The organism is Mycobacterium sp. SP-6446, assembly GCF_001954045.1.
Taxonomy (GTDB): domain Bacteria; phylum Actinomycetota; class Actinomycetes; order Mycobacteriales; family Mycobacteriaceae; genus Mycobacterium.
Map to the genome: position 1 here is coordinate 17,624 of NZ_MBEM01000067.1, position 10,795 is coordinate 28,418.

General features: G+C 66.9%; 10 protein-coding genes. 8 read left to right on the top strand and 2 right to left on the bottom strand.

Annotated features, from left to right (window positions below):
* Window positions 1-5 precede the first annotated feature (5 nt).
* On the top strand, window positions 6-1,229 hold the full coding sequence (locus A5736_RS05590; protein WP_076245001.1) for an FAD-dependent oxidoreductase: 1,224 nt from the start codon (window positions 6-8) through the stop codon (window positions 1,227-1,229).
* A gap of 122 nt (window positions 1,230-1,351) precedes the next feature.
* Window positions 1,352-2,347: a Gfo/Idh/MocA family protein gene (locus tag A5736_RS05595; protein ID WP_076245003.1), complete on the top strand. Its 996-nt coding sequence runs from the start codon at window positions 1,352-1,354 to the stop codon at window positions 2,345-2,347.
* A gap of 5 nt (window positions 2,348-2,352) precedes the next feature.
* On the opposite strand, the gene A5736_RS05600 is transcribed toward A5736_RS05595, so the two are convergent.
* Both A5736_RS05600 and A5736_RS05605 read right to left on the bottom strand, forming a co-directional pair.
* Complete coding sequence (locus A5736_RS05600; protein ID WP_076245004.1) at window positions 2,353-3,171, bottom strand: sugar phosphate isomerase/epimerase; 819 nt, start codon at window positions 3,169-3,171, stop codon at window positions 2,353-2,355.
* Window positions 3,168-3,722, bottom strand: coding sequence for a preprotein translocase subunit SecD (locus tag A5736_RS05605; RefSeq protein WP_076245019.1), 555 nt, complete (start codon window positions 3,720-3,722; stop codon window positions 3,168-3,170). Before A5736_RS05605 ends, A5736_RS05600 begins: the two co-directional genes overlap by 4 nt.
* A gap of 120 nt (window positions 3,723-3,842) precedes the next feature.
* Between A5736_RS05605 and A5736_RS05610 the strand changes: the two genes are divergently transcribed.
* Genes A5736_RS05610 through A5736_RS05635 form a run of 6 tightly spaced genes read left to right on the top strand, consistent with a single transcriptional unit; the run spans window position 3,843 to window position 10,658 of the window.
* A complete protein-coding gene (locus tag A5736_RS05610) occupies window positions 3,843-4,529 on the top strand; it encodes a TetR/AcrR family transcriptional regulator (RefSeq protein ID WP_076245006.1) in 687 nt (228 codons plus the stop codon).
* A 16-nt stretch (window positions 4,530-4,545) separates the two neighbouring features.
* The gene (locus A5736_RS05615) at window positions 4,546-5,751 is read left to right on the top strand and encodes a cytochrome P450 (protein ID WP_076245009.1); all 1,206 of its coding nucleotides are present in this window, start codon (window positions 4,546-4,548) and stop codon (window positions 5,749-5,751) included.
* 25 nt (window positions 5,752-5,776) lie between these two features.
* Window positions 5,777-6,748 (top strand): enoyl-CoA hydratase/isomerase family protein, encoded by a 972-nt coding sequence (locus A5736_RS05620; RefSeq protein WP_076117389.1) that lies wholly within the window; start codon window positions 5,777-5,779, stop codon window positions 6,746-6,748.
* A 19-nt stretch (window positions 6,749-6,767) separates the two neighbouring features.
* Window positions 6,768-9,131: a CaiB/BaiF CoA-transferase family protein gene (locus A5736_RS05625; RefSeq protein ID WP_076245011.1), complete on the top strand. Its 2,364-nt coding sequence runs from the start codon at window positions 6,768-6,770 to the stop codon at window positions 9,129-9,131.
* Window positions 9,128-9,892, top strand: a complete 765-nt coding sequence (locus A5736_RS05630) for an SDR family NAD(P)-dependent oxidoreductase (protein ID WP_076245012.1) — start codon at window positions 9,128-9,130, stop codon at window positions 9,890-9,892. Before A5736_RS05625 ends, A5736_RS05630 begins: the two co-directional genes overlap by 4 nt.
* A gap of 13 nt (window positions 9,893-9,905) precedes the next feature.
* The gene (locus A5736_RS05635; protein ID WP_076245013.1) at window positions 9,906-10,658 is read left to right on the top strand and encodes an SDR family NAD(P)-dependent oxidoreductase; all 753 of its coding nucleotides are present in this window, start codon (window positions 9,906-9,908) and stop codon (window positions 10,656-10,658) included.
* Window positions 10,659-10,795 lie beyond the last annotated feature (137 nt).

The following is a 10,795-nucleotide window of genomic DNA, read 5'->3' on the forward strand; positions in this document are numbered from 1 at the left end:
CGCTGATGGTCGACGAAACTACGTGCGCGATTATCGGCGGCGGCCCGGCCGGGATGATCCTCGGGCTGTTATTGGCTCGGGCGGGTGTGGACGTCACCCTGCTGGAAAAGCACGGCGACTTCCTGCGCGACTTCCGCGGCGACACCGTGCATCCCACCACGCTGCGGCTGCTCGACGAGCTGGGCTTGTGGGAGCGCTTCTCGGAGCTGGACTACAGCGAGGTCCGCAAGGCGAAGTTCGAGTCGAATGGCCGCTCGGTGACGTACGTCGACTTCGAGCGGCTGCGCCAACCCCATCCCTTCATCGCCATGGTGCCGCAGTGGGACCTCCTCAACCTGCTGGCCGAGGCCGCCCAGGCCGAGCCGACCTTCACGTTGCGGATGAAGACCGAAGTCACCGGGTTGCTGTGGGAAGGCGGCAAGGTCGCCGGCGTGCGCTACGAAGGGCCCGAGGGCCCGGGTGAATTGCGGGCCGAGCTGACGGTGGCGTGCGACGGCCGGTGGTCGATCGCGCGGCGTGACGCCGGACTCAAGACCAAAGAATTCCCGGTGAACTTCGACGTGTGGTGGTTCAGGTTGCCGCGGGACGGCGATGAGCAATTCACCTTCTTGCCTCGCTTGGCCCCCGGCAAGGCCCTGGTCGTGATCCCGCGCAAAGGCTACGACCAGATCGCCTACCTCGGGCCCAAGGGGGCCGACGCGCAGTTGCGCGCACGCGGCATCGAGGCCTTCCGGCGCGACGTCGACGCGCTACTGCCCGATGCGGGCGTGTCGGTAGCGGCGCTCACCTCCATGGACGACATCAAGCACCTCGACGTCCACGTGAATCGGTTGCGCCGCTGGCACACCGACGGGCTGCTGTGCATCGGCGACGCCGCGCACGCGATGTCTCCGCTGGGCGGGGTCGGCATCAATCTGGCCGTCCAAGACGCCGTCGCGGCGGCGACGATCCTGGCCGAACCGCTGCGGCGGCACCGCGTCACGGATCGCGACCTGGCCGCCGTCCGGCGGCGCCGGGTCGTTCCCACCGTGGTGACCCAGGCGGTGCAACGGGTGTTGCAGAGGGGGCTGCTTGGCCCGCTGCTGCGCGGCGCGGACCCCACCCCACCGGACGCCCTGCTGGGCCTGGTGCAGCGGCTGCCGTGGCTGTCGGTGGTGCCCGCATATTTCGTCGGCGTCGGGGTTCGACCCGAGCACGCGCCCGCATTCGCGCGGCGCGGATCCGCCTGACCGGGTGTGCACTGAGGGATTTTGCGTGTGCGCGTGGGGCGCCGTGGACGCACACTCGAAGCCCTGGACGCACACTCGACGGGCGCAGCGGAATGAGCCGCGTCAGCTGCTAGCGTCGGTCCGTGTCTGAACTCCTACGGATCGGCATTCTCGGAGCGGCCCGCATCGCGCCGTTGGCGCTCACCAACCCCGCCAAGGACAACCCCGAGGTCGACGTGACCGCGGTCGCGGCGCGTGATGTGGCGCGTGCCCAAGCCTTCGCCGCCAAGCACGACATCGCCCGGGTGCACGACGACTACGACAAGCTGATCGCCGACCCGGGCATCGATGCCATCTACAACCCGCTGCCGAATGGCTTGCACGGCAAATGGACCCGGGCCGCGCTCGCCGCCGGCAAACATGTGCTGTGCGAAAAGCCGTTCACCGCCAACGCCGCCGAGGCCCGCGAGGTCGCCGAACTGGCCGCGAAGTCCGATCGGGTGGTGATGGAGGCGTTCCACTACCGCTACCACCCGCTGACATTGCGGGTCGAGCAGATCATCGCGTCGGGGGAGCTGGGCAAGCTGCAGCGGGTGGAGGCCGCGCTGTGCTTCCCGCTGCCGAAGTTCTCCGACATCCGCTACAACTATTCCCTCGCCGGCGGCGCGACCATGGACGCCGGATGCTACGCGGTGCACATGGTCCGCACGTTCGGCGGTTCGACCCCGGAAGTCGTTTCCGCGCAAGCGAAATTGCGCGATCCCCGCGTCGACCGGGCCATGACCGCCGAGTTGCGGTTCGCCGAGGGGCACACCGGCCGGATTCGCTGTTCGATGTGGTCGACGCGCCTGCTGCAGATCAGCGCCAAGGTCGTCGGCGACCGGGGCGAGCTACGGGTGCTCAACCCGGTGATGCCCGCCTATTTTCATCGGCTCTCGGTCCGTTCGTCGGCCGGCAGACGCACCGAGCGATTCCCGCGCCGCGCGTCCTATGCGTATCAGCTCGACGCTTTCGCCGGGGCGGTGCTGCGCGGCGGGCCGATCAAGACGACACCCGAAGACGCGGTCGATAACATGAGCGTGATCGATGCGATCTATCGCGCCGCTGGCCTCCCGCTGCGCGAACCGACCCGATCGTAACCCGTTCACCCAGTCGACATTTCGGCCAACAAACGACGGGCCGCAGCCACGCACGGGCGCAGCCGGTCGATAGGACCGACGCCCGCGAGCGCCAGCGAGCGTCGGGGTACTTCGAGTTCGATCACGATGTCCGGCGGCAGTGCGGCCAGGATGTCGCGTAGCGGTAATTCGCCTTCACCGGGAACCATGCGCTCGTACATGGCTTCCTCCATGTAGTTGTCCAGGCGCGGCGCCAGCGTGGTGTCGTTGAGTTGGGCGTAGCCGATGTGTCCGGGTTCCAAGGCCGAAAGGTCCGCGGCGCCGGACCCCGAGCGCACCAGATGCATGGTGTCGATCAACAGCCGGAAATCGGGTCGCCCGACGTGTTCCAGGGCGGCGACCGCGGTGGGCAGGTCGCCGACGGTCAGGCCGGGTACCGGTTCGACGTTGGTTTCGATGTCGCGCTGCGCACCGAGTTCGGTCAGTGCGGCGAATTGGTCGAACGTGTGGCTGAGATCGGGATCGAGGCTGACCACGTTGATCCGGGGCACGCCGAGCTCGGCCAGTGTGTCCAGGTCCGAGCGGAAATCGCGCATATCGGCCCCGGGCAGCACGAGGAACCCGTCGCCGAGCGTGATCGTCACACCGCGGTCGTTCATCGCCGCGCGCAGTTCCTTCCTCTCGGCGGGGTCCTTCAGCGAGAATGGCCGAAAGCCGAGCGGCACCAACGGCTGTCCCTGCACGATGGTCGAGATGTGCCGGCAGCCAAGGTCTGCCGCGACACCGACGAACTCCACTGGCGGAAGCGCGAAAACGCTGAGGAAGCCGACGGCGAGCTCGGTCACGCGGGGCGGCCCGCGAGTTGCGCCAACTGATCCGCGGCCTGAACGGTCTGCGTGGTCAGCGCGATCTGTCCGGAAGCGACCTGATACTCGATCAACGGGGCTTCCAGGACGAGATCGTCACGGATGAAGGCAACGTGGTCGTGCAGATTCGCGGCGGTGAACGACGCCCAGGCGGCCGCCGACGGCTGATCCAGCGTCAGTAACACCTCGTAGAAACCGGCGGTCAGCGACTTGGGTGGGTCCACCTGAATCAGCCCGAGCCGCATCGCCTCCGGGCCCAACGTATAGGCGGTGGTGCGGGCGAGGTCACAGGCAGTCAGGACCTTGTCGGGCGCGGCGGGGACGGTCGGATTCGCGGCGGGGCACTTGTCGGGCGAGGTCGGTTGCGACTTCTGCACCTTCCGAACCGGCAAGGGCTGGATGTTGACGGGCGCCGCCACCGATTGAGTCGTTGCGGGCGGAGCCGTGGTGGTCGAGGTGGTGGATGACGCCGGGTGCTGAGTCGTGTGGCACCCACACGTCACCGCGCCGAGCAGCACGACGCTCGCCATCGCTTTGTTTGCCGCTTTCTTTGCCGGCCCCACCGCACTCCTTTCGCAAACGGGATCAAGCCGATCGTAGCGGCAGGTTCTTTACCGACACTACGAACATAGAGTAATGTCGGCCGTCTCATGGCCAGATACACGCCGGCCGCGGCGAGACGACGAAAGCCCAATCCCGTGGAGCGCCGCCGCGAGCTTTGCGATGTGGCGATCCAACTACTGGCCGACGACGGGGCCAAGGGACTGAGCCATTTGAAGGTGGACCGCAAGGCCCGTGTGCCCGACGGCACCACTTCCTTCTACTTCCGGACCCGTTCGGCGCTGCTGCGTGCCGTCGCGGAACGACTGGCCGAGCTGGACCTCGCAAGCCTGCAGTCCGTCGCCGACACCGCCGATGGCCGCGGCGACAACCCCTCGCCGTCGCGATTGTCACAGGTGGTGATCCAAGCCGGCGCCGAGCCGCAGTTGTCCCGAACGAAGGCACGCTACGAGCTGACATTGCAGGCCGTGCGCGATCCAGCGATGGCCGCCATCCTGCAACAGGCCACCGATGGGTTCACCAAGTTGCACCGGGAAATTCTGGTACAACTCATGCCGCACGGCGCCGAATTGGAGTCGGCGGTCGTCGACGATTTGAGCAACATCACGCTGACGTTCATCAACGGGCTGCTACTGCGATTCGCCCACGGCGACAGGATCATTGACAGCCCGGAACGACTCGACCGGATCTTGGCGGCGATCGCTACGGGCGTGCTGAAGAGTCCGGACAAGGGGCGCTTGACCGGTTCGGCCGGCCCGCGCCAACGGAAACGCTAATGGTAGGAGGCATTTCGTGACGGTGAGCACCGACAGCCAGGTTCATTTCGACCCATACGACGTCGATCTGATCGCTGACCCGTATCCGATGTTTGCCCGCCTGCGCGACGAGGCGCCGCTGTATTACAACGCCGAATACGACTTCTACGCGTTGAGCCGCTACGCCGATGTCAGCAAGGCGCTCATCGACCACGGCACCTACAGCTCCGCCCGCGGCGTGATCCTCGAGCTGATCAAGGCCAACCTCGAAATCCCCTCGGGCATGCTCATTTTCGAAGACCCCCCGATCCACGACGTGCACCGCAAGCTGCTGTCGCGCATGTTCACCCCGCGCAAGATCAACGCGCTGGAGCCTTTGATCCGGGATTTCTGCGCGCAGTTGCTGGATCCGCTGGTGGGTTCGGGGCGGTTCGACTTCGTCACCGATCTCGGCGCGATCATGCCGATGAAGGTGATCAGCATGCTGCTCGGCATCCCCGAGGACGATCAGGAGTACATCCGCGACCGGGGCAACGCGCAGCTGCGCACGGAAGCCGGCAAGCCCATGAAGGCCGCTGAGCAGGGCCTGTCCGTCGGCGAACAGTTCGAGGCCTACATCGACTGGCGCGCCGAGCATCCGTCCGACGACATCATGACCGAGCTGCTCAACGTCGAGTTTGTCGACGAAACCGGCACGACGCGCCGCCTGACGCGCGAGGAAATCCTCGTGTATCTCAACGTCGTCGCAGGTGCGGGAAACGAAACGACGACCCGCCTGATCGGTTGGGCGGGGAAGGTTCTTGCCGAACATCCCGATCAGCGCCGCGAACTCGTCGAAAACCCCGCGCTGATCCCGCAGGCCATCGAGGAGCTGTTGCGCTTCGAGCCGCCGGCGCCGCACATGGCACGGTATGTGACCCGTGACGTCGCGCTGTATGACCGCACGGTGCCCGAGGGCAGCGTGATTATGATGCTCCTCGGCGCGGCGTGCCGCGACGAGCGCCAGTTCGGGCCGGACGCAGGCGAATTCGACATCCATCGCGAGGCCCGGCCGCACCTCACCTTCAGTGTGGGCACCCACTTCTGTCTCGGTTCGGCGCTGGCGCGTCTGGAAGGCCGCGTCGCGCTCGAAGAAATCCTGAAGCGCTTCCCCGAGTGGGAGATCGATATGAGCAACGCCAAGCTCAGCCCGACATCGACGGTGCGGGGTTGGGAGTCCCTGCCGTCGTTGCTGCCTACATGACCCATAACAGAAGTGGAGAGAACCCATGCCTGAGTACGACTATGTGAAGCTGAAGAAGGAAGCGGAGCAGTACATCAAATTCGAGAAGGACAAGAAGAACAGGATCGCCTACATCACCTTCGATCGTCCCGACGCGCAGAACTCCACCACCCTGGGGATGCGGCAGAACTATGCCGATCTGATCCACAAGTGCAACGTGGACGACGACGTCAAAGTCGTCGTGATCCGCGGCGAGGGTGAGGATTTCGGTAGCGGTGGCGATTTGCCCGAACAGCGCCCCATGCTGGAGAACCCCGGCATGCCGCTGCTGCACGAGCTCGCGATCAACGACGACGACGTCAAGTACCCGCCGGGCGGCTCGTACCGCTATCTGTCCACCGTCACCGATTTCTATGCCAAGGCCCCCGCGGGAAACCGGCCGCTGCAGGAACTGCGCAAGATCAGCATCATCGAGGCCAAGGGCTATTGCTACGGATGGCATTTCTATCAGGCCGGCGACGCCGATTTGGTGATCTCCTCCGACGACGCCCTGTTCGGTCACCCAGCGTTCCGCTACGTCGGGTGGGGTCCGCGGCTGTGGTGGTGGGCCGAGACGATGGGTCTGCGGAAGTTCTCCGAAATGCTGTTCACCGGGCGGCCTTTCAGCGCAAAGGAGATGTATGAGTGCGGCTTCGTCAACAGCGTGGTCCCGCGCGAGAAACTCGAAGACGAGACGCTGAAGTACGCGATGGCGTGCTCGCGCTCCCGTCCGACGGACACCGTCGCGGTGCAGAAGACCTTCCTGGAGCTCTACAAGCAGCACAAGGGCGAGTACTTCGGGAGCCTGCTCACCGGCATGGTCGAGGGCATGCTCCCGCTGATCGCCAACGACCGGGACAACGAGGTCGACCTCACCGAGGGAACCTTCGGCAAGGGACTCAACAATGTGGTGAAGGACAACGATATGAACTTCCCGCCCGAGTGGCGGCTGAGCCGCTCCGGGCGCAAGAAGCCCTGATCTCGTTGCGAGGGCGGGCATGTCGGCGCTGACCGGTGTCAGGGTCATCGAACTGGCGGAGTCGGTCGCGGGGGAGTACTGCGGGAAGCTGCTGGCCGATTTCGGCGCCGAGGTCATCAAGGTCGAAACGCCGGGACGCGGCAGCCGCACCCGGGCGATGGCGCCCGTCCTTGCCGACGGTCCTGACGGCAGTGCGTTGTTCGCCTACCTCAACACCAACAAGCAATCCATCGAGCTTGACGTCGGCGACACCGCGCGCTTACACAAGCTCATCGCCACCGCCGACGCGGTCATCGAGGAGCGCGCGGCCGACTGGTCCGAACGACATCCGGGCGTGGTGTTCTGCTCGATCACGCCCTTCGGCCAAGGCGCGCCCGCCGAATTCGACAACGCCAAGAGCATCAACGTCTTTCATGCCAGCGGCTGGGGATACCACACGCCCAGCCATCCGGATACCTGTCGGCCCCCGCTGCAAGGACCGGGCCGGTTCCTCGCCGACTACGAAGCGGGACTGGAGGCGGCGTTGTGCATCGCGGCATCGCTGTTCGGGCGCGTGCACACCGGCCGGGGTGAGTCCATCGACATTTCCGAGCATGCCGTGCTGGTCTCGCGGGCCGACTCGATCCTGGGCCGATTCATCACCGGCGAGGTCGCGGCCGCGGGCACCCGCGAGGATTACGACCAGCAGGGACCGGCGGCGTTCTTCCCGTGCGCCGACGGCTTCGTCTACCTGTACATGACCAGTCGCGCCCACTGGCAGGGCATCAAGGCGCTGATGGGTCAGCCCGAATGGCTCGACGCGTTCGACGACGACTGGCTGGAATTCTCCGTTACTCCGGAAAAGGTCGCCGCGTTCCGGCGCGGTTTCGCGGAGTGGGCCCGGGGCCTCGCCAAGGAGACCGCGGCCGACCAGGCCCAGCGGCTGGGCGTGCCGTTGGTCCCCGTCAATGGCGCCGCGGATCTGCACCGGGCGCCGCAGTACCGCCATCGTGGTTTCTTCCAGGACGTCACGCATCCGGTCCTGGGTCGGGCGGGATATCCCACGGTGCCGTACACGCTCAGCGCCTCGCCCGCCGAAATCACCACCGCCGCACCCACTCTCGGCGAACACACCGCCGCGGTCTTGGAGCGCCTCGATTCGCCGCGGGCGCCGGCGGCGGCTTCACAACTCAAGCCGGCACAACCCAAGCCGGCACAACCCAAGCCGGCACAACTCAAGCCGCCCAGGAATCCGCGCGGCGGTCCGCTGCAGGGCGTGCGCGTCGTCGAGCTGACCAAGGTGTGGGCCGGCCCGTACGCTGGCAAACTGCTGGCCCTGCTGGGCGCCGAAGTGATCAAGGTCGAAACGGCCGCCCACCCGGAGGAGATGCGGGCCTACGGCGGCACCGACATCAACCACGCCCCCTACTTTCTGAGCATCAACCCCGAAATCCTCAGCGTGGACCTCGACATCAAGTCCCCGGACGACATGGCCCGGCTGCACGAGCTGATCGCCCGCAGCGACATCGTCATCAACAACCTGCGCCCGGGCGCGATGGAGCGGCAGGGCCTGGGCCATGAGCAGCTCACGGCGATCAAGCCGGACATCATCTCGGTGTCGATCAAGATGTGGGGCAACGACGGACCGCTGGGCCACCAAACGGGCTACGCGCCGTGCTTCGCCGCACTGGCCGGCCTCGCGTCGCTGGTCGGCTATCCCGGCGGACCGCCGCTCGGAACGAGCATGCGCTACGGGGATTCCACCGTCGGCGCGGCCGCCGCGTACGCCGCAGTCGTGGCGTTGCTGCATCGCGATCTCACCGGCGCCGGACAATTCGTCGACGTGTCCGCCGTGGAAACCCTGTCGTCGATGATCGGGGATCGCCTCCTCGAACAAAGCCTCACCGGAAAGAGCCTCGGGCCCGACGGCAACAATCACCCCGACATGTGCCCGCACGGCTGCTATCCCTGCTCCGATGGTTCGTGGATCGCCGTCGCGGTGGCCGACGACGACGAATGGCGGCGGCTGTGCGAGGTGCTCGATGCCGCGGGGCGGGCCGCCGATCCGCGCTACCGCACGGCGGCAGACCGGCATGGTCACGCCGACGCGCTCGACGCCGCTCTCGCAGTGCTCACCCGGCACCACGACGCCGAACGGCTGGCCCACCGCCTGCGCGCGGCTGGAGTGGCGGCGACCAAGAGCGCCACTGCCGTCGACGTGATCGGCGATCAGCGTTTGTGGGACCGCGGGCTGTATCGCTTCGTCAGCGACCATCGCGAAGGCCAGCGCCCGGTCCTGGGCCCCTCGTGGCGGCTGGCGCGCGCCCCGGCGCGGATCGCGCGCGGCGCGCCGGACCTGGGCGAGGACAACGACTACGTGCTGCACGAGATACTCGAAGCATGACGGCTGCACTCGCGGGCACCGCGGCGCTGGTGACTGGCGCCAGCGGCGGTATCGGCGCGGCAACGGCGAAAGCGTTGGCGGCACAGGGTGCCGCGGTGGCCCTCCTCGCCCGCCGGGCCGACCGGCTGGCCGAGCTGAAAACCCAGATCGAATCCGCCGGTGGCGCAGCGCTTGTCGTGCCCGCCGACGTCACCGACGCCGACCAGGTCGCCTCCGCGGTGCAGCGCACCGTCGCGGAATGGGGACGCCTCGACATCCTGGTCAACAACGCCGGGCTGATGCAATCCGGGCCCGCGGCCGAGGCGCCATTGCGAGACTGGGACGACATGGTCGCCGTCAACGTGCAAGGCGTCCTCTACGCCACCCGCGCCGCGTTGCCGCACCTGATCGACGCCGCCGCCGACTCGCCGCGCGGGGTGGCCGATCTGGTCACCATTGGCTCGACGGGCGGCTGGGTCGCCCGACCCGGCACCGCGGTCTATTCGTTGACCAAGTTCGGGGTGAACGCATTCAGCGAAGGCATCCGACAGGAGTTGCTCGGCAAGCGGGTCCGCGTGGGCGTGGTGAGTCCGGGAACCGTCGACACCGAGATCTTCACCCACCTGGCCGCGCCCTCGCGTGCGGCGTTCGAAAAGCAAACCGCCGACATGGTCAAATTGCGGCCGGAGGACATCGCGGATGCGGTGCTGTACACGGTGACTCGCGACCGCCGGGTGGCGGTCAACCACATGCTGGTGCGCGCGGCCGAACAAACCTGGTGAGGAGGGAAGCGCGATGGATCTCGACGGAAAGTTCGCCGTGGTCACCGGCGGCGGAGCGGGCATCGGCCTGGCGATCACCCGGGCGCTGCGCGCCGCCGGTTCGGATGTGCTGATTGTCGGACGCAACGAGGCACGGCTCGCCGCGGCGCGTGGCGACGATTCGCGCATCCTGACCGCGACGGCCGACCTGGCCAACCCGGACGATCGAAACCGCCTCGTCGAGCAGCTCGGCAACGGCCGACCCCTCGACATTCTGGTCAACAACGCCGGCAGCATGGCCCTAATCGATCTTCACGACCCGAACGCCACGTCCCTGCTGGAACACGACGTCGCACTCGATCTGACCGCGCCCGTGCATCTGTGTATCGCGCTCCTTCCCGTACTACGGCAGCGGCCCGAGGCCGCCATCGTGAACGTCAGCACCGGGCTGGTTTACGCGCCGCGGGCCTTCAACCCCGGCTATTCCACCGCCAAGGCGGGCTTGCACGCCTTCACGCGGTCGCTGCGACGGCAGACGCGCCGCGACCCGATCCATGTGCTCGAGGTCTTCCCGCCGCTTGTCGACACCGAAATGACCAGTGGCTACGGCGGGCCCAAAATTGGCCCGGAAGTCGTTGGCACCGCCGTCGTCAAGGCGCTGGCGCACGGCAGGACCGAGCTGCGGATCGGACGGGCGAAATTCCTGTACGCGATGTCGCGGATCGCGCCCAACGGCATCTTCTCGATGATCAACCGTGCGACCGAAAAGCGCGGGCCGGCCAGTTAGGCGGACGGAGCGCGACCCGACGTCACAGACAATCTCAAGCTATGCCGCGTCGTGGTCATTGGCGTCGTGGTCATCGGCGTCGACGTTGTGCAGGAGTTTTTCGGGGTGCCAGTAGGTGTTGGTTCGTGGTTGGCCCC

Bases quoted from the DNA above. Each gene is read 5' to 3' on its own strand.
- A5736_RS05590 (WP_076245001.1), top strand. From the start codon at position 6: ATGGTCGACGAAACTACGTGCGCGATTATCGGCGGCGGCCCGGCCGGG.
- A5736_RS05605 (WP_076245019.1), bottom strand. From the start codon at position 3,722: ATGGCGAGCGTCGTGCTGCTCGGCGCGGTGACGTGTGGGTGCCACACG.
- A5736_RS05610 (WP_076245006.1), top strand. From the start codon at position 3,843: ATGGCCAGATACACGCCGGCCGCGGCGAGACGACGAAAGCCCAATCCC.
- A5736_RS05620 (WP_076117389.1), top strand. From the start codon at position 5,777: ATGCCTGAGTACGACTATGTGAAGCTGAAGAAGGAAGCGGAGCAGTAC.
- A5736_RS05625 (WP_076245011.1), top strand. From the start codon at position 6,768: ATGTCGGCGCTGACCGGTGTCAGGGTCATCGAACTGGCGGAGTCGGTC.
- A5736_RS05630 (WP_076245012.1), top strand. From the start codon at position 9,128: ATGACGGCTGCACTCGCGGGCACCGCGGCGCTGGTGACTGGCGCCAGC.
- A5736_RS05635 (WP_076245013.1), top strand. From the start codon at position 9,906: ATGGATCTCGACGGAAAGTTCGCCGTGGTCACCGGCGGCGGAGCGGGC.